At 68.3% G+C, this 19,881-nt stretch carries 20 protein-coding genes and 2 CRISPR repeat arrays; of the genes, 7 read left to right on the forward strand and 13 right to left on the reverse strand.

What is annotated here, in order from left to right; translation table 11 throughout:
• Positions 1–15: 15 nt before the first annotated feature.
• The 3 genes from QSJ59_RS00260 to QSJ59_RS00270 form a co-directional block, all read right to left on the reverse strand.
• Positions 16–1,032 carry an NrtA/SsuA/CpmA family ABC transporter substrate-binding protein gene (locus tag QSJ59_RS00260; RefSeq protein ID WP_285756595.1) on the reverse strand — a complete coding sequence of 339 codons (1,017 nt, stop codon included), beginning with the start codon at positions 1,030–1,032 and terminating at the stop codon, positions 16–18.
• Positions 1,033–1,064: 32 nt separating this feature from the next.
• Positions 1,065–2,150 carry an LLM class flavin-dependent oxidoreductase gene (locus tag QSJ59_RS00265; RefSeq protein ID WP_285756596.1) on the reverse strand — a complete coding sequence of 362 codons (1,086 nt, stop codon included), beginning with the start codon at positions 2,148–2,150 and terminating at the stop codon, positions 1,065–1,067.
• Between the two features lie 227 nt (positions 2,151–2,377).
• The gene (locus QSJ59_RS00270; protein ID WP_285756597.1) at positions 2,378–3,136 is read right to left on the reverse strand and encodes an IclR family transcriptional regulator; all 759 of its coding nucleotides are present in this window, start codon (positions 3,134–3,136) and stop codon (positions 2,378–2,380) included.
• 306 nt (positions 3,137–3,442) lie between these two features.
• Between QSJ59_RS00270 and QSJ59_RS00275 the strand changes: the two genes are divergently transcribed.
• The 3 genes from QSJ59_RS00275 to QSJ59_RS00285 are packed head-to-tail and all read left to right on the forward strand — an operon-like array spanning position 3,443 to position 5,724.
• Positions 3,443–4,612, forward strand: a complete 1,170-nt coding sequence (locus tag QSJ59_RS00275; protein ID WP_285756598.1) for an LLM class flavin-dependent oxidoreductase — start codon at positions 3,443–3,445, stop codon at positions 4,610–4,612.
• 16 nt (positions 4,613–4,628) lie between these two features.
• The gene (locus QSJ59_RS00280) at positions 4,629–5,162 is read left to right on the forward strand and encodes an NAD(P)H-dependent oxidoreductase (protein WP_285756599.1); all 534 of its coding nucleotides are present in this window, start codon (positions 4,629–4,631) and stop codon (positions 5,160–5,162) included.
• Between the two features lie 31 nt (positions 5,163–5,193).
• A complete protein-coding gene (locus QSJ59_RS00285) occupies positions 5,194–5,724 on the forward strand; it encodes a flavin reductase family protein (protein WP_285756600.1) in 531 nt (176 codons plus the stop codon).
• Between the two features lie 297 nt (positions 5,725–6,021).
• A CRISPR array of direct repeats spans positions 6,022–7,090; the repeat unit is 28 nt; unit sequence GGTCCATCCCCACATGCGTGGGGCTCAC.
• Positions 7,091–7,398: 308 nt separating this feature from the next.
• On the opposite strand, the gene QSJ59_RS00290 is transcribed toward QSJ59_RS00285, so the two are convergent.
• The 5 genes from QSJ59_RS00290 to QSJ59_RS00310 form a co-directional block, all read right to left on the reverse strand.
• Positions 7,399–7,926, reverse strand: a complete 528-nt coding sequence (locus QSJ59_RS00290) for a Scr1 family TA system antitoxin-like transcriptional regulator (RefSeq protein ID WP_285756601.1) — start codon at positions 7,924–7,926, stop codon at positions 7,399–7,401.
• Positions 7,926–8,183, reverse strand: coding sequence for a MerR family DNA-binding transcriptional regulator (locus tag QSJ59_RS00295; RefSeq protein ID WP_349497173.1), 258 nt, complete (start codon positions 8,181–8,183; stop codon positions 7,926–7,928). Before QSJ59_RS00295 ends, QSJ59_RS00290 begins: the two co-directional genes overlap by 1 nt.
• 133 nt (positions 8,184–8,316) lie before the next feature.
• Positions 8,317–8,589 (reverse strand): hypothetical protein, encoded by a 273-nt coding sequence (locus QSJ59_RS00300; RefSeq protein ID WP_285756602.1) that lies wholly within the window; start codon positions 8,587–8,589, stop codon positions 8,317–8,319.
• Positions 8,586–8,996 carry a hypothetical protein gene (locus QSJ59_RS00305; protein WP_285756603.1) on the reverse strand — a complete coding sequence of 137 codons (411 nt, stop codon included), beginning with the start codon at positions 8,994–8,996 and terminating at the stop codon, positions 8,586–8,588. The genes QSJ59_RS00300 and QSJ59_RS00305 overlap by 4 nt, the downstream gene beginning before the upstream one ends.
• Before the next feature lie 14 nt (positions 8,997–9,010).
• The gene (locus QSJ59_RS00310; RefSeq protein ID WP_285756604.1) at positions 9,011–9,400 is read right to left on the reverse strand and encodes an ATP-binding protein; all 390 of its coding nucleotides are present in this window, start codon (positions 9,398–9,400) and stop codon (positions 9,011–9,013) included.
• A 345-nt stretch (positions 9,401–9,745) separates the two neighbouring features.
• Here QSJ59_RS00310 and QSJ59_RS00315 point away from each other — a divergent pair, with 345 nt between their 5' ends.
• On the forward strand, positions 9,746–10,501 hold the full coding sequence (locus tag QSJ59_RS00315; protein WP_285756605.1) for a GntR family transcriptional regulator: 756 nt from the start codon (positions 9,746–9,748) through the stop codon (positions 10,499–10,501).
• Positions 10,502–10,632: 131 nt separating this feature from the next.
• A CRISPR array of direct repeats spans positions 10,633–11,941; the repeat unit is 29 nt; unit sequence CGGTCCATCCCCGCGTGCGCGGGGCTCAC.
• Positions 11,942–12,244: 303 nt separating this feature from the next.
• Here the strand turns inward: QSJ59_RS00315 and QSJ59_RS00320 are convergent.
• From QSJ59_RS00320 to QSJ59_RS00330, 3 genes are all read right to left on the reverse strand, one after another.
• Positions 12,245–12,772: a Scr1 family TA system antitoxin-like transcriptional regulator gene (locus QSJ59_RS00320; RefSeq protein ID WP_285756606.1), complete on the reverse strand. Its 528-nt coding sequence runs from the start codon at positions 12,770–12,772 to the stop codon at positions 12,245–12,247.
• Positions 12,762–13,046 carry a helix-turn-helix domain-containing protein gene (locus tag QSJ59_RS00325; RefSeq protein ID WP_349497174.1) on the reverse strand — a complete coding sequence of 95 codons (285 nt, stop codon included), beginning with the start codon at positions 13,044–13,046 and terminating at the stop codon, positions 12,762–12,764. Before QSJ59_RS00325 ends, QSJ59_RS00320 begins: the two co-directional genes overlap by 11 nt.
• Positions 13,047–13,180: 134 nt before the next feature.
• Complete coding sequence (locus tag QSJ59_RS00330) at positions 13,181–14,137, reverse strand: ATP-binding protein (protein WP_285756607.1); 957 nt, start codon at positions 14,135–14,137, stop codon at positions 13,181–13,183.
• A 336-nt stretch (positions 14,138–14,473) separates the two neighbouring features.
• Between QSJ59_RS00330 and QSJ59_RS00335 the strand changes: the two genes are divergently transcribed.
• Both QSJ59_RS00335 and QSJ59_RS00340 read left to right on the forward strand, forming a co-directional pair.
• Positions 14,474–15,286 (forward strand): helix-turn-helix domain-containing protein, encoded by an 813-nt coding sequence (locus tag QSJ59_RS00335; protein ID WP_285756608.1) that lies wholly within the window; start codon positions 14,474–14,476, stop codon positions 15,284–15,286.
• 3 nt (positions 15,287–15,289) lie between these two features.
• On the forward strand, positions 15,290–15,481 hold the full coding sequence (locus tag QSJ59_RS00340; RefSeq protein WP_285756609.1) for a DUF397 domain-containing protein: 192 nt from the start codon (positions 15,290–15,292) through the stop codon (positions 15,479–15,481).
• 594 nt (positions 15,482–16,075) lie between these two features.
• Here the strand turns inward: QSJ59_RS00340 and QSJ59_RS00345 are convergent.
• Together QSJ59_RS00345 and QSJ59_RS00350 are read right to left on the reverse strand one after the other, a co-directional pair.
• Positions 16,076–16,903 carry a carbohydrate ABC transporter permease gene (locus tag QSJ59_RS00345; protein WP_285756610.1) on the reverse strand — a complete coding sequence of 276 codons (828 nt, stop codon included), beginning with the start codon at positions 16,901–16,903 and terminating at the stop codon, positions 16,076–16,078.
• Positions 16,900–17,850: a carbohydrate ABC transporter permease gene (locus QSJ59_RS00350; protein WP_285756611.1), complete on the reverse strand. Its 951-nt coding sequence runs from the start codon at positions 17,848–17,850 to the stop codon at positions 16,900–16,902. The genes QSJ59_RS00345 and QSJ59_RS00350 overlap by 4 nt, the downstream gene beginning before the upstream one ends.
• A 651-nt stretch (positions 17,851–18,501) precedes the next feature.
• Here QSJ59_RS00350 and QSJ59_RS00355 point away from each other — a divergent pair.
• Positions 18,502–19,848 (forward strand): ABC transporter substrate-binding protein, encoded by a 1,347-nt coding sequence (locus QSJ59_RS00355; RefSeq protein ID WP_285756612.1) that lies wholly within the window; start codon positions 18,502–18,504, stop codon positions 19,846–19,848.
• The last annotated feature ends 33 nt before the right edge of the window (positions 19,849–19,881 follow it).

Genomic DNA, 19,881 nt, shown 5'->3' on the forward strand with positions numbered 1-19,881 from the left:
TGGTCGTGCGCGGGATCAGCTCAGGGCGGCGGGAAGGTCGAAGACGACGTCGGAGGCGGTGATGGGGTCGGGCAGCACCCCGTGGTCGGCGAAGGTGCGGCCCACCGTCTCGACCTTGGCGAGATCGTCCTCGGTGGGGTAGCGGTAGACGGTAGTGGCGCGGGTCAGCTCGATCTCCTCGGCCAACCGGTCGCCGTCGACCGCGGTCGGGCCCTGGTCGAGGAAGACGTTCTGGAACTTCTCCGGCTCGCTCTGCCCCTCTTCGATCAGTTCGTTGAGGACGTCGAAGAAGACCTTGACCGCCTCGGGGTGCTCCTCCAGCAGGTCGGTGCGGGCCGCGAAGATGCCGAGGTCCGCGTCGTCGACGTCGCGGCTGGTGACGATGGTGTCCGCGCCGCTGGCCACGGCCTCGGGATAGGCGTTGACGATCGCCCACCATGCGTCGACCTTGCCGGAGCCGAAGGCCGCTGCGCCCTCCTGGGGGTTGAGGTAGACGCGGTCGACTTCCTCTGGATCGACGCCTTCGGCCTCCAATGCCCGCAGCAGGAGGTACTCGCCCTTTCCTGCCTGGTTGACGGCCACCCGGCGGCCTTCGAGATCGGCCAGGCCCGTCACGTCGCTGCCGGCCGGCACGACGAGTCCGTCGCGCACCGGGGCGGGATCGGTGAGGGGGTCGGAGACGCTGAAGATGCGCAGTTCGTCGGTGCTGGCCAATGCACCCGCGGCCGGTGAGATCGCGCCTTGTTGAAGGTTGACGTCCCCGGATTTCAACGCTTCGGCGGCTGCGGTGAAGGAGGCGTAGGAGCCGCCCCATTCGATGGTGGCCCCGACCTCGGCCAGGCGGTCCTCGAAGATGCCTTCGCGTTTGGCGTAGGCGAGGGGGCCGGCGTTGCCGGGGTCGATGACGCGGATGACCCCGCCGTCGCCTTCACCGCCGGGGCCGACCTCGTCGGCGGTGCCGCAGGCGGTGAAGGCGAGGGAGGCGGCCAGCAGGACGGCGGCGCCGGCGGCGCGCGGACGGAGGGTGCTCATGGGGGTTCGCTTTCTGGGACGGGCCGTGGAGGTCAGGCCGGGTGGCCGGGGGTGGGGATGCCGAGGTGCGGCAGGATCGTCTCGGCGACGTGGTGCGCCTCCTCCAGCAGCGGGTTGCCGGAGAGGATGAAGGTGTCGACGCCCAAGGACTCGAATTCCTGGAGGCGTTCGATGACGTTGGCGTGCGAGCCGACCAGGGCGGTCCCGGGGCCGGGGCGCAGCAGGCCCATCCCCGGCCAGAGGTTGGGGGAGGACTCGATGTCCTTGGCGCGGTCGGGAACCCGCCCACGGTGGGCGGCCAGCTGCCGGTTCTGGCCGACGGAGTCGGCGTTGGTGGTGAGGTCCAGCTGGCGGGCGAAGGTCTCGGGCCGGGTGACCTTGAGCAGGTGGTCGGCGTAGGACCATGCTTCGGCGTCGGTGTCCTTGACGATGAGGTGCACGCGCAGCCCGAACCTCAGGGTTCGGCCGCGTTGCGCGGCTTTGGCGCGCAGGCGGTCGATCTTCTCCTTGAGGTCGGCGGGCGGTTCCCCCCAGGAGAGGTAGACGTCGATCAGTTCGGCTGCCAGGTCCAGGCCGGGTTCGGAGGAGCCGCCGAACCACAGGGGCACGTGCGGCTTCTGCACCGGGCGCAGCTGTTGGAACCCGGTTCCGGCTCCGGTGACGTCGATGTGGTCGCCGTGGAAGTCCACGGTCTCGCCGGCGGTGAGGCGGGTGAACACCGACCAGTACTCGCGGGCGAGGGCATAGCGCTCGTCGTGGGCGAGGGTGAGCCCGTACGTGCTCAGGGTCCGGGTGTCGCCGTTGATGACGTTGATGGTGAGACGGCCGCCGAAGAGGTGGTCGAAGGTCAGCGCCATCTTGGCCAGCAGGACCGGGGAGATGAGCCCCGGGTGCACCGCGACCAGTGGCCGCAGCCGGGTGGTGACATCGGCGAGTGCGGTGCCCAGTACCCACACGTCGTGGAAGGCGGTCGCCAGCAGTGCTCCGGAGTAGCCCAGCCGGTCCACTCCGCGGGCCAGGTTCTGCAGATAGGCGAGGTCGACCTCGCGGCGCCCCTCGGGCTCCCAGGGGTAGGCGCCGTCCTGGGGGACGATGTACCAGAGGACTTCCTTGGCCACGGAGGACTCCCGGAGGCGTGGGGCCGCACCGTACGCACCAGGCACACGACTCGAATACGGCCCATATCGGACAAGTGCCCACACCGTATTTGCCACATCATGGAATTGTCAATCAAGTCAGTAGGTTTTATGGGTAATTAGGCGACACCGATGCCCCAGGTCATCGAGGAGAAGGGCGGCCCACACCCGGCGACCGCCCGGCGCAACGGAGCCGCGAAGGTCGCGCCTCAGACAGTGGGGCGCAGCAGGACGCGCTGGAAGGCCGGGGCGTACTCGCGGCCGATCTCGGCGACTTCCGCGACCCGCTCCCGGGGCAGGGCGGTGGCGTCGGCGCGCAGCGCCAGGGCCATCTGGACCTGACCGAACTCGTCGGCCAGAGGCACGGCGACCGTGCGCTTGCCCGCCATCAACTCCTCGTCGTTGACGGCATAGCCGCAGTCGCGCACCCGGACCAGTTCCGCCTCCAGCCGATGCGGGTCGGTGATCGTGCGCCGGGTCAGCGCGACCAGTTCGCCCAGCTCCGCGGCTTCGAAGTCGGGGTTCCAGGCCAGGAGGACCTTGCCCATCGCCGAGGCGTGCAAGGGGATATGCACGCCGACACCGGCTTCGGGGTCGGCCACCTCGCCCACCACGACGATGGCGCTGCGGCCGCTGCGGATCGCCAGGCCCGGCGAGGTTCCCGTGACCGCCGCCAGACTCTCGATCAGCGGCTCGGCCCGATAGAGGCCCCGATGGCGATAGAGCACCTGCCCGAGTTCGGCGACCGAGGCGCCCAGCCGGTACCGCGAGGAACCCGGGTCGCGTTCCAGGAACCCCTCCCCCACCAGCGTGCGCGCCAACCGGTAGGCGGTACTGGTGCGCAGGTCGAGCAGGCGGGCGATATCGGTGGCCCCCAGTTCGGGGCCGTGGTCGCGGAAGCAGTGCAGCACCCGCAGCGCCCGGACCACCGCCTGGGCACCCGACGGCGGGGCATCCTCCACTGCCATCGTTTCCTTTCGCTCCAAACGATCCGGCCGAGAGGACACCTCCGGCCGACGATCGGGCAAACCTACCCGACCCGGCACCCCCGAACCGCAGGACAGTCCACCCGCCCCACCATAATTTCCTACTACACAGGTTGACAAAGTCAATTTAAGAAATCACCCTAAAGAGGGCACGCCGGCGGCCAGACCGGCCGTACGGCGGCCGGCCTGCATCAGCCGCCCGGTCCACAGCGCGCCGAGACGGGAGCGCGCACCGGACCGCCCCTTCCGGACCACGGGGGTCGCCACGAAGCAGAACGGAAGCCTCCGATGACACTGACGTTCCACTGGTTCCTGCCCACCCAGGGCGACAGCCGGGGCATCGTCGGCGGGGGCCACGGGGTGGAGGTCGCCTCCGCGTGGCAGACGCGCGAACCCACGCTGGCCTACCTGGCCCAGGTGGCCCGAGCAGCCGAGCAGTTGGGCTTCGCCGGCGTCCTGACCCCGACCGGGGCCTGGTGCGAGGACGCCTGGCTCAGCACCGCGATGCTGGTCGGCGCGACCCGTCGGCTGAGGTTCCTGGTGGCCCTGCGTCCGGGCCTGCTCTCCCCCACCCTCGCCGCACAGATGGCCGCGACCTACCAGCGCCTCAGCGAGGGACGCCTCCTCCTCAACGTGGTCACGGGTGGAGAGAGCGCGGAACAGCGGGGCCACGGCGACTTCCTGGACAAGGACGCGCGCTACGCACGCACCGACGAGTTCCTGCGGATCGCGACGCGGCTCTGGGAGGGCGAAACGGTGGACTTCGCCGGCGACCACCTCACCGTCGAGCAGGCGGCGCTGCACCGTCCGCCCGTAGCGCGGCCACCCGTGTACTTCGGCGGTTCCTCCCCTGCGGCGTTGGAGGTAGCGGCGCGGCGCGCCGACACCTACCTGACCTGGGGAGAACCTCCCGGGCCCGTGACCGACAAGATCGACCGGGTGCGCGCCCTCGCCGCCAGGCGCGGACGCGCCCTGGAATACGGCATCCGGCTGCACGTCATCACCCGTGACACGGCGGCCGAGGCGTGGGGCGAGGCGGACCGGCTCCTCTCCCGCCTCGACGACACGACCGTTTCGGGGGTCCAGGCCGGACTGGCCCGCAGCGAATCCGAGGGGCAGCGCCGCATGCGGGCGCTGCACGGCGGGAGCAGGGACCACCTGGAGGTCTATCCCAACCTGTGGGCGGGCGTCGGCCTGGCGCGCGGCGGCGCCGGCACCGCCCTGGTCGGCAGCCACAGCGAGGTGGCCGACCGCATCGAGGAGTACCACCGGTTGGGCATCACCGAATTCGTCCTCTCCGGGTACCCGCACCTGGAGGAGTCCTACTGGTTCGGGGAGGGGGTCCTGCCGCTGCTGCACAAGCGCGGCCTGTGGCACCACCCGGACGCGGCCCCTCCCGCCGCACACCCACGGGTCCCCCTCGCCCGACCGTCCCTGACCGCCGACCCCGCCACCTGAGCAAGGAGCGCTCACCATGTCCGTCACGGTTCTCGTGGGAAACCCGCGACCGGGTTCCCGTACCGCATCCGCCGCCCTGGCCGCGGCCGATCGGGTCGCCGCCGCCCTGGGCCTCCCCGGTGGGCACGACCTCGTCGAACTGGCCGTCCTGGGGCCGGACCTGCTGGTTCCCGGCCCGCCGCCCGAGGTCGCCGACGCGCTGCACCGGGTCGGGACCGCCGACGTCCTGATCGTGGCCAGTCCCACCTACAAGGCGACCTACACCGGCCTGCTCAAGGTCTTCCTCGACCTGCTGCCCAGCGGGGCGCTGACCGGGACGACGGCCCTCCCCCTTCTGGTCATGGGCTCACCGGCCCACACCCTCGCCGTCGAGGTGCACCTGCGCCCCCTGCTGGTCGAGTTGGGTGCCGAGGTGCCCACTCCCGGTCTCGCCGTCCTCCAGGGCAGCATCGCGGCCGGGGACGGTTCGGAGTTGGACGCCGTCCTCGCTCCCTGGGTCCAGCGGGTCGCCCCCCAGATCCGCCAGCGCCTGCGCGGGGCGACCGCATGATCGCCGTCCCCCTACCCCTCGGAGGTTCCCGATGAGCAAGACCGACACCGTCTCTCCGCCCTCCGGGAACCAGCAGGGCCCCGACACGGCCCGGTTCAGGGCAGCGCTGCGGCACCACCCCGCCGGCGTCGTGATCGTGACCGCCGATGTCGCGGGCGAACCCGTCGGACTCACCGCCACGTCCTTCACCAGCGTCAGCCTCACCCCTCCACTGGTCTCGTTCTACGTGGCCACGTCCTCGACCACCTGGCCGAGGCTGCGCCTGGCCGACTCCTTCGCCGTCCACCTGCTGGGCGAGGAGCAGGCGGATCTCGCGGCGCGTTTCGCCGCCAAGGGCGCCGACCGTTTCGCCCCGCCGACCCGTTGGACGCGCGGGGCGGGAGGCATCCCCCTGCTGGACGGGGGCACCGTCCGTCTGGTGTGCGCGCGGCACGAGACCCGGCTGATCGGCGACCACTGGCTGGTCGTGGGAGAGGTGACCCACAGCCAGGTGCACGCTGATCCGCCGCCGCCCCTGCTGTACCACCAGGGGGCCTTCGGCGGATTCACCGCGCTGCCCTGACCGTGTCGCGGCCACCGCGCCGGGGTGGCGGATTCGGACGGACGGACCGGGCAACGTCGTGGCGGGCCGGGTCGGCGGGCATCGTGGTGCACCGCCGGCAGGCGGTGGCGCCCGGCCCCGGGGAAGAGGTCCGCGCGAAACACGATGTGTCCACCAGGCGCGTGTTCATCGGCGCAGCCCCTCCCCATCAGCGGGACTGCACGACGGCACACCGCTGAAAGCCTGGGAGACGTTGGCGGTCCGTCCCCGCGTGCGCGGGTTGACCTCGGCAGACCAGCGCCGTCTCCTCGCGTTTGCGGTCCATCCCCACATGCGTGGGGCTCACAAACCGGAGACGGAGGTGTGACGAACCGGCAATGGTCCATCCCCACATGCGTGGGGCTCACCACGAATCCCCGCTCACCGCACGGGAAGCGTCAGGTCCATCCCCACATGCGTGGGGCTCACGACCGGGTGTGCGTGATCCGGTCACGGAGCGCCGGTCCATCCCCACATGCGTGGGGCTCACTCGCTCACCGGGGATGACCTCGATCCCGCACCCGGTCCATCCCCACATGCGTGGGGCTCACGTATCGACCGCCGCACCCGTACCCGCCGGCACCGGTCCATACCCACATGCGTGGGGCTCACGCTCGCGAGATCTGCTCGTGGAAATACTCCAGAGGTCCATCCCCACATGCGTGGGGCTCACGATGGGAGAGACGCCCGCCTGCTCCTCCTCGACGGTCCATCCCCACATGCGTGGGGCTCACTTCGACCCCGAGTCGGCCCACCCAACCGTGATCGGTCCATCCCCACATGCGTGGGGCTCACCGCGCCGACCAGCGCGTTCCAAAGCCCCGAGACCGGTCCATCCCCACATGCGTGGGGCTCACCGCACGGCGCAGCGGCACGACCGCGGCCCACGCCGGTCCATCCCCACATGCGTGGGGCTCACCGGAGGCCAGGACGGCCCCCGGGGCTAGTTGGCGGTCCATCCCCACATGCGTGGGGCTCACCACTCAAAGAACACAGCGAAGAGTTGACGTGGTGGTCCATCCCCACATGCGTGGGGCTCACTTTCCGCCATGGCGGCCGGCGCCCCGGGGCCGACGGTCCATCCCCACATGCGTGGGGCTCACCATCTGCGTCTGCCAGCGAAGAGCCGTATTCGACGGTCCATCCCCACATGCGTGGGGCTCACGGTCTTGGCGACCGCGACGACCCCGTCGAGGTCGGTCCATCCCCACATGCGTGGGGCTCACCTCGCCCTCGGGCGAACCAACCTCCAGCAGGGCGGTCCATCCCCACATGCGTGGGGCTCACCCGGACTCGCCGGTCGGACGGCGGCTGGGCCCCGGTCCATCCCCACATGCGTGGGGCTCACAGTTAATGACCTGGCACTTTGCGAGCCGTTACCATTATGAGATTTTCGGTGAGGCGTCCAGCACCCCTATTATCCACTAGCTCCCGCCCCCTGTCAGACCAACCACTCCCCCACCCCCACCAGGCACTACGCCCGCGACATGCGGCCAAGCAGGGCTTGGTAACAGCATCCTGGGCCAACAGGTCACCTCCCACCGCATGGGGAAGGCGGAAGCGATCGCGGAAGGAAACCGTCCGCATTGCCCTTCGCGACTTGTCGATCGCCTGCGTTGAACCGGTACGACACTCCTTCCGCTCCCCTGAACTCGCTCAGAGCCGGTAGGGGTGGGCGGCGTGGAGGAGGTCCTGGAAGTGGGCGAGGTAGTGGCGGGTGTCTCTGATCGGCAACGCCAAGGGGAAGGGGATGGCTTCCACGGTGGTGGCGTTGTCGGTGATGGTGAAGGCGCACGACCAGATCACCGGGGGGTCCTGCTTCTCGGGCAGGACACGCAGGGTGACGTGGGCCAGCTCGGCCAACGCCAGGAGCAGCAGGTGTTGTTCGGTCATGGTCTCCACCCCACCGATAGGGCGGCGCAGCGCCGTCTCGGTCACCACGTAGGTGCGGGGGTGTTCGGCATCGATGAGCAAGCGCTGGCGGCGCATGCGGATCTGGATGATTTCTTCGACGTGCTCAGGGCGCAGCAACCTTGAGGCGGTCAGGACCGTGCGGGCGTAGGAGGGGGTTTGCAGAGGGGCGGGCACGGTGGAGGGTGCGAAGGCGCGGATCTGGCCGTGGGGTTCGTCCAAGGCGAGGTTGCGTTGGTGTTTGACGAGCGCGCCGGAGACGTCAACGCCCATCAGGAGGTGTCCCCGCTGAGTGATGCGGTGGGGGTGCGCGGGGTTTCGTGGAGCAGGTCGTGGAACTGCGCTGCGGGGTAGCGGCGCGCTCCGCCTGGGGTGTTCACGTAGGTGATGAGGCCCTTGTTGGCCCAGCGGGCCACGGTGGAGGCGTCCACCCCGAACAGGGTCGCTACCTGGTGGTTCATCAACAGGGCGCCGTGGACGCCTTCCAGCGGCGTATCCGGGCCGGTGGGGGTGGGGTCGGTGCAAGACATGAGAGTGAGGAGTCCGTTCGGGCAGTATCAGCACACGCCTTGGACGGCAGGCGCACACCTGGTGGTCGAGGGGTGGGAGGGGCCGCGCGTCGGGGTGAGCGAACGCGCGGCCCCTCGCTTGAGGGCCGGCTGGTCACCGGCCGGGGCGGTCCGAGGAGTCGGGGTGGTCGTCCAGGGCGCGTTGCTCGGCGCCCAGCTGGGTGAGGAGGGCGTCGAGGGTGGGGGCGTGCAGGTGACGCCTGCGCCCGTGTGCGTGTTCGGCCTGGGTCAGGGGTGCGCGCCGGTGTGCGTTCCACGCCCGTTGGGGGTCAGCGGTGGGGGTGTGGGTGATGGTCCAGGCCGGGAAGTCCCACCGCACCCGGGCCAAGGCCGAAGCAACACTGTCGGGGGCGACCACTGTCCTCACCGGCCCGGTGGGCACTGCGCCGGGGCGTGGGCGCGTACGCGGGGTGCGGTGTAGGCCCGCAGGGGTGAGGGCGGCTCGTAGACGTGCAGGCAGTGGTCCAACAACTCCACGTCCGAGACCGCGAGCACGTGGGCGGTGACCCGGTTGCGCGCGGCATAAGGCGCGGCCTCGCCATAGCGGTAGGTCACCTCCCACAGAGCCGAATGCGACTCCGCCACCTCAGCGAAACGCGGATAGTCCGGAATACGCGGCACCACCCGCGCCTGACGCAGCGGAACTGGTTGCGGCTCGACCGAAACAGTGCTGGCACCAGAGGAGCCGACGCAGTGGCGGCCCGCTCGCCGGGCGGGCATCACCGCCGCCACCAACAACACACCCGCCAACGCGAGCAGAGAAAAGAAACGCATGAGGTAGTCCTCGGTCAAGAATGCGGTTGGGAAGACCGCGCGGGAATAGGAGGCAGGCCGATGTCGGCCCAGGTGGTGGTGTCTCCGTTCACCTGCCGGTGGGAGCCGATGGAGGCGAGCAGCGACACCAGGCCAAGCGGGTCAGGGGCACCAGGCTCAGTCAGGGAGTCGTGAGTCCGAGGATTGGTGCCGCGCTGATCGGTGACCTCGATACGTACGTGGTCGGGACCAATGACGTGGATGGTGATTTCGCCATGAGAAACCCGAACCGCGGATGCGACCAGTTCAGAAGAGACCAAGACGGCGGTATCGAGCGAGGGGTGGGCAGCAAGGGCATCGCGAATCGCGCTGCGGACCATACGTGGCGCAGAGGGCGAAGCCTCCACAGTGATGATCCGTTCCATACCGACCTGCCTTTAAATCTGAACGTGCAGATTAAAAATCTGTACGTGCAGCTTGTTTTAGCACGTACAGGTTTGTCAAGCTGATCGCGAGAAATCGCCAAAGTTGCTATGAGCTCCGTGCGCAGGAAGCGCTCGTCAGCAGTGAACGTCTGCCAGTCGACGCTGTGAGCCTCGCGTGCGCGGGGATGCTCCAAGCAAGCGTCAGTCGTGAATGGGCGAGCCGAAAGTGTTCCCCACGTGTACGGGGGTGGTCCGAGTCAGACTTTTCATGGCCGAGACCACATCACTGGACTCCGTACATGGGGATGGGAAGTCCCCCCGAGATTTGCTACCGACCGGAGCTTCATGAACCGCCCGACCTACCAGCGCATTGCGGACGACCTTCGGCAACGGATCATCACCGGCGTCTACCAACCGGGTGATCGGCTGCCGTCCCGTCAGCAGATCGCCGACGAGTACGAGGTCGGCCCTCGGGTCGCCGCAGATGCCGTCGGGCAGCTGGTCGCAAGCGGCTATGCAATCACCAGGACCGGATCAGGCGCCTACGTACGACCTCGACCACCGGTGCGCCGATTGACACGATCCTGGTACCGCGAGTCCAGGGGCGGGTCCCCGTTCCGCGCGGACATGGCAGCCCAGCAGATCCGGTCGGGCTGGACGTCCCATTCCGACGAAGTACCGGCACCTGAAGCAATCTCCGAACGGCTGGCGATCGAGCCCGGGGCCTCCGTCATGCGCACCCGCTACACGTTCACCGGCGATGACGAACCGGTCATGCTCTCCACCTCCTACGAACCCCTGGAACTCACACGGGGCACCTCCGTCGTACTCCCAGAAGACGGCGTTCACGCGGGGCGCGGCGTGACCGAGCGGATGGCACAGATCGGCCAGACGGTCGTACAGGCGGCCGAGATAGTAACCGCACGTTCCGCCACAGCCCAGGAGGCCGACGCACTGGGAATCGGACGAGGCGCCGTGGTGATGGTGATCCAGCGGACCTACTACACCGACAGCCGGCCTGTGGAAACGGCGGACATCGTAGTCCCACCCGACCGCTACGAATTGGCCTACATGATCCCCGTAGGGACCGATAAGGGCTAGATACAACGAAGCCCCGCCATCCCACTGGCGGGGCTTCGAAGTTGTTCCTATTCCCGAAGCGAAGTCTACGCACGATCACCCACGGGCCCGATCCGCTGGACAAGAACGCAGTGACCTCCTGCGCTCTTCTTCGGTCCATCCCCGCGTGCGCGGGGCTCACGCAAAAACGCAGGTGCCTACACTGTTGAACCACGGTCCATCCCCGCGTGCGCGGGGCTCACATCTCCGTGTCTCGCCACTCCGGGTGCTGCATCGGTCCATCCCCGCGTGCGCGGGGCTCACTGGCCGGGCACGAAAAACCACCCGTGAAGGAGCGGTCCATCCCCGCGTGCGCGGGGCTCACGACCTCCCCGCCGCCATACCGCCACTCCTCGCAGGTCCATCCCCGCGTGCGCGGGGCTCACGCGTTTTCGTGGACCCAACGGGCAAAACCGAAAGGTCCATCCCCGCGTGCGCGGGGCTCACATACCGGCGAAGGTGCTCAAGAAAGAGCGCTCCGGTCCATCCCCGCGTGCGCGGGGCTCACCGGTGCGTGTATGTGGACATCGACCCCAAGGTGGGTCCATCCCCGCGTGCGCGGGGCTCACAGCGGCCGCTCCATCACCCTGGACGTGTCCGCCGGTCCATCCCCGCGTGCGCGGGGCTCACTCCGTTGACTCGGTCCGCATCTCCTCACGCCGCGGTCCATCCCCGCGTGCGCGGGGCTCACGTCACGAGTAGCGCCCGTTCCTGCCAGTGGATCGGTCCATCCCCGCGTGCGCGGGGCTCACGCCGCGCAGGTGAGCGCGGCGCGCGCGGGGCGGTCCATCCCCGCGTGCGCGGGGCTCACCTGCTCAGCACCGACACCACCGGCCGGCCCATCGGTCCATCCCCGCGTGCGCGGGGCTCACGAGAACGATCACGTCGTCGACCGCCAGCAGCGCGGTCCATCCCCGCGTGCGCGGGGCTCACCTGGGCCGAGGGCCCGTGCGCCTGCCCCTCGACGGTCCATCCCCGCGTGCGCGGGGCTCACGTCATCGAGGGAGTGGAGGACGTCGGGCACTGCGGTCCATCCCCGCGTGCGCGGGGCTCACCGTGGGTGATCACCGAGGCCGAGACCGCGGACCGGTCCATCCCCGCGTGCGCGGGGCTCACGCACCACTTGGCGACCGAATGATCCGTGGGCCCGGTCCATCCCCGCGTGCGCGGGGCTCACACACCACGATGGCCACGACTCGGCTGGAGGCGCGGTCCATCCCCGCGTGCGCGGGGCTCACGACGCCGCGACGCTCACCCTCAACCCGCGCGTCGGTCCATCCCCGCGTGCGCGGGGCTCACGGCTTGGCGACCATGGCCGTGCTGGAAGAGCTGAGGTCCATCCCCGCGTGCGCGGGGCTCACGTCGTCCCGCCGCGAGCAGGATCGTGTCGAGGCGGTCCATCCCCGCGTGCGCGGGGCTCACAGTTAATGACCTGGCACTTTGCGAGCCGTTACCATTATGAGACCTTCGGTGAGACGTCCAGCATCCCTATTATCCACCCACTCCCACCCCCTGTCAGACCACCGACTCCCCCACCCCCACCAGGCACTACGCCCACGACATGCGGCCAAACAGGGCTTCGCGGCAGGGACCTCCAACAGATGCGACGACCCCACTGCGCGGGAAAGGCGGAAGCGATTGCGGAAGGAAACCGTCCGCATCGAATCGCCTCGACTTCCTGACCACGTGTTTTGAGCGGGCACCAACACCCCACTCGCTCCCCCCTCAGAGTTGGTAGGGGTGGGCGGCGTGGAAGAGGTCCTGGAAGTGGGCGAGGTAGTGGCGGGTGTCTCTGATCGGCAACGCCAGGGGGAAGGGGATGGCCTCCACCGTGGTGGCGTTCTCGGTGATGGTGAACCCACACGACCAGATCACCGGAGGATCGTGCCTCTCGGGCAGGACGCGCAGGGTGACGTGCGCCAACTCGGCCAACGCCAGGAGCAGCAGGTGTTGTTCGGTCATGGTCTCCACCCCACCAATAGGGCAGCGCAGCGCCGTCTCGGTCACCACGTAGGTACGGGGGTGTTCGGCGTCGATCAACAAGCGTTGGCGACGCATCCGGATCGCCACGACCTCTTCCACATGCTCAGGGCGCAGCAGTCCTGAAGCGGTCAGGACCGTGCGGGCGTAGGTAGCGGTTTGCAGAGGGGCGGGCACGGTCGAGGGTGCGAAGGCGCGGATCTGGCCATGGGGTTCATCCAATGCCAGGTTGCGTTGCTGGACGACGAGTGCGCCGGAGACGTCAACGCCCATCAGGAGCATTCCGACCGAGAGAGTCCGCGTGACCCAGCGGACCGGTGCGCGGGGTTTCGTGGAGCAGGTCGTGGAACTGCGCTGCGGGGTAGCGGCGCGCACCCCCGGGGGTGGTCACGTAGGTGATGAGGCCCTTGTTGGCCCAGCGGGCCACGGTGGAGGCGTCCACCCCGAACAGCACGGCGACCTGGTGGTTCATCAACAGGCCGCCGTGGACGCTTTCCAGCGGCGTATCCGGGTCGGGGTCGGTGGGGGTGGGGTCAATGGAAGACATGGGAGTGAGGGGTCCGTTCGGGTGGAACCGGCACCCGCCGCGAGGAGGCAGGCGCACACCTGGTGGTCGAGGGGTGGGAGGGGCCGCGTGTCGGGGTGAGCGAACGCGCGGCCCCTCGCTTGAGGGCCGGTCACTCACCGGCCGGGGCGGTCCGGATGGCCGGGGTGGTCGTCCAGGGCCCGCTGCTCGGCGCCGAGATCGTGAGCACGCACGCGCGGTGCGGTGTAGGCGCGCAGCGGTGAGGGCGGCTCATAGACGTGCAGGCAGTGGTCCAGTAGTTCGATGTCGGACACCGCCACGACGTGGGCGGTGACGCGGTTGCGCGCGGCATAAGGCGCGGCCTCGCCGTAGCGGTAGGTCACCTCCCACAGAGCCGAATGCGACTCCGCGACCTCCGCGAAACGCGGATAGTCCGGGATACGCGGCACCACCCGCGCCTGACGCACCGGAACCGGAGACGACGCGACATGACGGGGATGGTGGGCACACAACCCACCCGCCCGCCGGGCAGGCATCACCGCCGCCACCACCAACACACCCGCCAACACCAGCAGGGACAACAAACGCGGCGGGGTTCCCTTCCGGTGACGTGCGGCCGTTGGACGGGGGCGGCTCACCGAATGCCTTCCTCGCTCTTCGCGTGGTCGCGCCCGGGCCATGATCGACGCCTCGGTTTCGGGTGCTCCGAGGACCCATTCCAGGGTGAAGAACACGCCCTGCGTGTGGGCCATAGCGCCCCAGTCGGTGGACATCGCCGCGACCAGGAACAGTCCGCGTCCGTGCTCGGCGTCCGCTCCAGGCGTGCGCACGCGGGGACGGTCCAACACGTCGTGGGGATGGCGGTTCTTCACCTCCACGCGCACCCTGCCCGCATCCACCCGCACCTCCACCCCATACGACGAACCCGGATCACCACTGTGGGTGTGGCAAATCGCGTTGGTCGCAAGCTCACTGACCAACAACTCAGCGGTCTGACCCACCTCGGGTGGAACCACCGCCTCAGGGGCGGTAGCCAGGGCTGCGGCCACAAACCGCCGCACCTCGGCCACGCTGCCGGGAACCCCGGGAAACACCGCCGCGCACACCGCCATTACGCCACCCGGCCATTCACCCGCCGCACACAAAAACGCACCTGCCCCGCTGTTCGCGCATAAAGGTGTTGAGGTGTCAAAGGGACGCTAACCTTGCTCATCGAGTCTCCACCTGACCATTCCAGTCGTGGGGGCTTAAGGCCCTGCCCGGCGTCGTTAGCGCCGGCCAGGGCCGCACGTGTTTTATGCGCACCAACCATCCATATTCGGACAGTTGCCAGTGAGCACTCCTTGAGCATGAAGCGGCGACCGAAACGAATCCAGTACTTCTACTGAACTGGCTTAATACTGTTGTCTGTGTGGACAGCCGTAGAGACCCTGTGCTTATCTCGACCAATGGACAAAAAAATTAATCCGTTGTGGGTGCGATTCGGGCAACAAGTTCGCTACCACCGCGAGCAAGCAGGGGTTTCGCAGAGTCAGCTCACGAAGTTGATGACGATCGAACCGGCGATGCTCAGCGCTATCGAGCGAGGCACACGAAGGGCCAAAGCGGATCATGCACAACAGATCGATAAGGCACTCTCTACAGGAGGAAAACTCAGCCGTCTTCTTGAATCTTTGACCACCAACAACGGATCTCCGAGTTGGTTCCGCGACATTCTGGCATTGGAGAAGCAAGCCACGGAGATCGACGAGTACGATCCGATCCTGATTCCGGGACTCTTGCAGGTTGAGGGTTACGCGCGAACGATCCTGCGTGATGGTCGCCCCGGGGACAGCGACGCGGAGATCGAAGAACTGGTCCAAAGCCGCATGAAGCGCAAAGCGCTCCTGGGCGGCGGGCAGCCTCCACGCGTACTCGTGGTGCTGGACGAGATGGCGGTCCGTCGCCCCGTCGGCGGACATGCGATCATGACGGCGCAGTTGCAGAACCTGCTCGATGCCACGGCGAACTCGTACGTGGTGGTTCAGGTGGTTCCGTTCGCCACACACCGGCATCCGGGACTTTCCGGGGCCTTCCGGCTACTGCGCGGGCCGGAGATCGGTGAAATCCTGTATCTGGAAACCGCGATCGGCGGATCTCCCGTGGACGACACCGACCACGTGGCCAACTGCACCCACATGTTCGGGGACTTGCGCGGTGTGGCGCTTCCCCCCGACAAGTCACGCGAGTTCATCGCGGACGTCATCAAAGGAGGCTTCTGAACCATGGACGCGCACGCCACCAAGTGGCACAAGTCCAGCTACAGCAACGCCAGCGGCGGAAACTGCGTCGAGGTCGCGGAGACCACGGACGTCGTGCTGGTGCGTGACACGCAGAACCGGGGCCTTGGGCATGTGGGGGTTTCGGTCGAGGCGTGGGGCGCCTTCCTCGCCGAGGTGAAAACCGGTCGCCTGTAGCCCTCCCCCTAGGTTTCGGTCACCCCCCTTTCGCGTGTCGGGAGGGGGTTTGCTCGTGCCCGGGACCGGCTGGACGTGCTCTTTTTCAGAAGCGGGTGAGCAGCCCCAGCAAGGCACACCCGTCCCTCGGGGCCGCACTCCAAAAAGTCGTACGCCGCACCGATGAGCGGGTGTCTTTGTGGAGAGCGCACCGGCAGCGGCCAGCAGTGCCACCTCGACCTGGAAGCAGTCGTGCGGGGCACCGGACACGACACCGTCAGCGGGTGCCGGCGAACCGCTCCATTCCCCTCAGCGCCCCCGTCGAGCACGCGCAGGCCGCTCTGCGCAGAGCGCTGGAGGGCATGACCACGCGCTTTCGTCGAGGAGCGCGCTCGCGCAGGGGCCGGCGGCTGTTGTCCCGGGACATGAAGAGGGTCGTGGTCGCGGTGGGCGGCCGGCGCCGCGACGTATCCGGTGCAGGAATGGCCCGTCCGCGCGAAAACCCACCTCGAACGCTCCCGGTGGCCCCGCCCCGGACAGACCGACGCCCGCCCCCGATGGGCGGGCCGCGCCGGCTCGGCCGGGGTGGTCCGCCCGCGGGGCGGGCGGGGAAGGCTACTCCTTGACGGCGCCGCCGAGCAGGCCGTTGATGAAGTTGCGCTGCAGGAAGAAGTACACGATGACCAGTGGAAGCGCCACGATCACGGCCGCCGCCGCGGTGACGCCGATGTCCGCGCCCTTGACGTTGCCCGCGAAGAAGGACAGCGAGAGCGGGGCGGTGCGCACGTCCACGTTGTCGGGTACGAGCACCAGGGCGAGCAGGAAGTCGTTCCACGCGTAGAGGAACACGATCAGCGCCAGGGCCGAGACACCGGGCAGCGCAGCGGGCAGCAGCACCTTGGTGAGGGTCTGGAAACGGGAGGCCCCGTCGATGGACGCCGCCTCGGGCAGCGACTTGGGGATGCCGCGGAAATAGGTGTGCATCCAGAAGACACCCAGGGACACCGACAGGCCGATCTGCGGCAGGATCAGCGCCGCGGTGGTGTTGATCAGCCCCATGTCCTTGATCAGGGAGTGCAGGGGGACGATCACGCCTTCGTAGGGCAGGACCAGCCCGATGAGCAGGACGCCCAGGATGGTGGCGCCCATGGGGACCCGGAGCCAGGCCAGCGCGTAACCGGTGAGGACCGACAGGGTCACGGTCACGACGACGACGCTGAAGGCGACGGTCGCGCTGGAGAGCAGCGCCGAGTCGAAACCGCCTCCCGACCAGGCACGGGCGAAGTTGTCCAGGGTGAAGCTGCGCGGCACCCCGAGCGCGCTGGGCCGGGCACCGCGCTTGCTCAGCGCGAGGATCAGGATGGACAACGCCGGGTACAGCGCGATGATCGTGCCGATCACCAGGATGAGGTGGCTGATCACCGACTCGCGACGGGATCTCATCGGGCGGGCTCCCTGTCTCGGAGAAGGAAGAGGACGAGCGCGGTCAGGATCAGGATCATCAGGGTGAGCAGGACCGAAACGGTGGCGGCGATGCCGTAGTCGCGCGTGTTGAAGGCCGCCTTGTAGATGATCACGCTGGGCATGATGGTGGAGTTGCCCGGTCCCCCCGACGTGGTGTTCCACACGACGTCGAAGTTGCGCAGTGCGTAGGTCGTGGTCAGGACCAGACCGAAGGAGATCTCGCGGCGCAGGCCGGGGAGCGTGACGGTGAAGAACTCGCGCACCGCCCCCGCGCCGTCGATACGGGCCGCCTCGTAGAGCTCGGTGGGGATGCGCTGGGCACCGGCCAGGAAGAGCACCATGCACAGTCCGAACATGACCCAGGTACCGATGAGGCCGACGCTGGGCAGTGCGGTCGCGAAGTCACCGAGCCAGGCCCTGGTGATGCCGTCCAGCCCGAAGAGGTCCAGGAAGCCGTTGAGGGGACCGTCCGCGGCGTACAGGTAGCGCCAGGCCACGGCCACGACGACCCCGGAGAGGATCTGGGGGACGAACAGCGCGGCCCGGAAGAAGGCGAGCCCGTGGATGCGGATCCGCGCCATGACACCGGCGAGGACGAGGCCGACCGCCGTGGGAAGGACGGCGTAGAAGACGATGAAGACCAGCGAGTTGCGCAACGCGAGGCGCATCACCGGATCGCCCAGGACGTCGATGTAGTTCTGCGGACCGACCCACGTGGCCGCGGTGACGCCGTTCCACTTCCACAGGCTCAGCCAGACCGACTGCCCGAGCGGGTAGAGGACGAACACCGCGAAGAAGACCATGGCGGGCAGTACGTAGAACAGCGCCCGCCAGTCCTTTCGCGGGCGGCCTGGTCGGCGCGCGACGCGGCCGGAGCCGCTTGCGGAGGGGCGCCGGGAACCGGGCCTGGTGGTCACAGCGGGCATCGCCGCTCCTGAGGGCTTGAACGGGGACGGCACGCGACGCAGCTCGGGCACACGACCGACCGTGATGGTTTCGGGTGGGGTGGCGCAGGAAACCACGGCGCACGGGGAAGTTTGTGGACGGACAAGCCGATGGGAGCCCCCGCGCCGCACAGGTCCGGCGCCTTGAAGCGCACCCTACTGGAAAGCCCCTGAGTGATGTTTCAGAACCATAGTCCGCTTTGCGAAGATTGATGCTTTTTCAACCACATGCCCCATGGCTCACCGCGAACCGGACACCTCGGGACGACCATGCGCATGCCTCATCACAAAGCACGCATGGGAAGCGCATTCCACCGCCACAGCAACGGATGCGATCAGTTCGTGATGTGAAAATCCGCCCGCCATCTTGTGTGATATGTGCAACTGGCAGGGCGAACCCGTCCAAGGGGCTCAAAATGTAACAATTAAACTTCCTTTGGGCGATGTGGGTTTCCCTTCCTGGACGACCGCTTTCAACGGCTGCGAGGATCTGTCACCGCAACGCGAACCAAGGCTGGCGAGACGGCCCTCCCCCTAGAGGAAAAGTAGAGAATGACGGAAAATACTGCAGATACGGCTCTGAATCCGCTCTTTAGCGCGCGAAACAGACGATTCGGTCGTGCTGGAGTCGGGGTGCTCGTAGCCGCCTCTCTCGTGGTCACCGCGTGCACCCCCGGAGGCGACGAGGCCGGTGGGCCCGCCACGCTCTCCGACGAGAACGAGGTCACCGAGCCGGTGACCCCCGAGCAGATCGCCGAGCTCGGTGACGTCACGCTGCGTCTGATGCTCGACTCCAACGACGAGTCCGCCATGGGCAAACTCATCCCGCGCTTCGAGGCGGAGTACCCCAACGTAACGGTCGACGCGCAGTTCAAGTCGTTCGACGACCAGATCGGCACCGTCGTGGCGACGCTGCAGTCCGGCGGCCAGAACCCGCCCGACCTCGTCCACGGCAACCAGGGCTACTCCGTCGACGGCGTCCTGGTCGAAGGCGGCCTGGTGCGCCCCCTCGACGACATCGCCGACGCCTACGGCTGGACCGAGGACTACAGCCCCTCGCTGCTGGGCCCGCTGCGCTGGTCCAGTGACGGCCGCACCTTCGGTTCGGGCAGCCTGTACGGAATCAGCCCGGTGACCCAGAACGTCGGCGTCTTCTACAACCGGACCAAGCTCCAGGAGCTCGGCCTGGAGGCCCCGGAGACGTTCACCGAGTTCGAGGCAGCGTTGGAGACCGCCAAGGCCGCCGACGAACAGCCGCTCATCATGGGCAACCAGTCCCAGTACCCGGGTTTCCACGCGCTGGGCATCATCGCCGGCGCCGAGAGCGAGACCCTGGCCATGACCGAGTGGATCAACGGTCTGGAAGGCGCGGACTTCGTCAGCGAGGCCAACCTGAAGGCCGCCGACACGCTCCTGGAGTGGGAGGAAGAAGGCTACTTCCAGGAGGGCTACAACGGCATGAGCGAGGAGGACGCCACCAACCGCTTCGGCGAGGGTGACGCGGTCTTCTACATCGCCGGCGACTGGAACGCCGCCCCCCTCGTCGAGGGCGCCACCGCCGACATCGGCTTCATCCCCGCCCCCAAGGGCGACAGCGGCGCGCACAACTCCCAGGGCTCGGCCGGGCTGTCCTGGCACCTCAACGCCGAGAGCACGAACGTCCTGCCCGCGGCGGCGTTCCTGGGCATGCTGATGGACGAGCAGCACGCCGCGGACCTGACCTCGGTCGGCCGCATCCCGCTGTCCGACCCGGGCAACGTCGATCTCGACCCGCTCTCCGAGGACACCATCACCGCCACCCAGACCGTTCTGGGCGACGACGCGCTCGTGGGCTACTGGGACTACGCCACCGACACCATGTACGACACGATGGGCGTCAAGACGCAGGAGCTGCTCGCCGAGAAGATCACGGTCGACGAGTACCTCTCCGCGATCCAGAAGGACTGGCAGACCTTCCAGGCCGAGCGCAACAGCGGCTGATCCGACGCACGCCGGCCGGGCCGGCCGTCCGCC

This window comes from Nocardiopsis ansamitocini (assembly GCF_030268225.1).
Classification (GTDB): Bacteria; Actinomycetota; Actinomycetes; order Streptosporangiales; family Streptosporangiaceae; genus Nocardiopsis_D; species Nocardiopsis_D ansamitocini.

Coding starts and splice junctions, on each gene's coding strand:
- QSJ59_RS00275 (WP_285756598.1), top strand. CDS start 3,443: ATGACACTGACGTTCCACTGGTTCCTGCCCACCCAGGGCGACAGCCGG.
- QSJ59_RS00315 (WP_285756605.1), top strand. CDS start 9,746: ATGAACCGCCCGACCTACCAGCGCATTGCGGACGACCTTCGGCAACGG.
- QSJ59_RS00305 (WP_285756603.1), bottom strand. CDS start 8,996: ATGCGTTTCTTTTCTCTGCTCGCGTTGGCGGGTGTGTTGTTGGTGGCG.
- QSJ59_RS00330 (WP_285756607.1), bottom strand. CDS start 14,137: ATGGCGGTGTGCGCGGCGGTGTTTCCCGGGGTTCCCGGCAGCGTGGCC.
- QSJ59_RS00290 (WP_285756601.1), bottom strand. CDS start 7,926: ATGGGCGTTGACGTCTCCGGCGCGCTCGTCAAACACCAACGCAACCTC.
- QSJ59_RS00310 (WP_285756604.1), bottom strand. CDS start 9,400: ATGGAACGGATCATCACTGTGGAGGCTTCGCCCTCTGCGCCACGTATG.
- QSJ59_RS00295 (WP_349497173.1), bottom strand. CDS start 8,183: ATGTCTTGCACCGACCCCACCCCCACCGGCCCGGATACGCCGCTGGAA.
- QSJ59_RS00350 (WP_285756611.1), bottom strand. CDS start 17,850: ATGCCCGCTGTGACCACCAGGCCCGGTTCCCGGCGCCCCTCCGCAAGC.
- QSJ59_RS00340 (WP_285756609.1), top strand. CDS start 15,290: ATGGACGCGCACGCCACCAAGTGGCACAAGTCCAGCTACAGCAACGCC.
- QSJ59_RS00345 (WP_285756610.1), bottom strand. CDS start 16,903: ATGAGATCCCGTCGCGAGTCGGTGATCAGCCACCTCATCCTGGTGATC.
- QSJ59_RS00285 (WP_285756600.1), top strand. CDS start 5,194: ATGAGCAAGACCGACACCGTCTCTCCGCCCTCCGGGAACCAGCAGGGC.
- QSJ59_RS00280 (WP_285756599.1), top strand. CDS start 4,629: ATGTCCGTCACGGTTCTCGTGGGAAACCCGCGACCGGGTTCCCGTACC.
- QSJ59_RS00335 (WP_285756608.1), top strand. CDS start 14,474: ATGGACAAAAAAATTAATCCGTTGTGGGTGCGATTCGGGCAACAAGTT.
- QSJ59_RS00320 (WP_285756606.1), bottom strand. CDS start 12,772: ATGGGCGTTGACGTCTCCGGCGCACTCGTCGTCCAGCAACGCAACCTG.
- QSJ59_RS00270 (WP_285756597.1), bottom strand. CDS start 3,136: ATGGCAGTGGAGGATGCCCCGCCGTCGGGTGCCCAGGCGGTGGTCCGG.
- QSJ59_RS00325 (WP_349497174.1), bottom strand. CDS start 13,046: ATGTCTTCCATTGACCCCACCCCCACCGACCCCGACCCGGATACGCCG.
- QSJ59_RS00260 (WP_285756595.1), bottom strand. CDS start 1,032: ATGAGCACCCTCCGTCCGCGCGCCGCCGGCGCCGCCGTCCTGCTGGCC.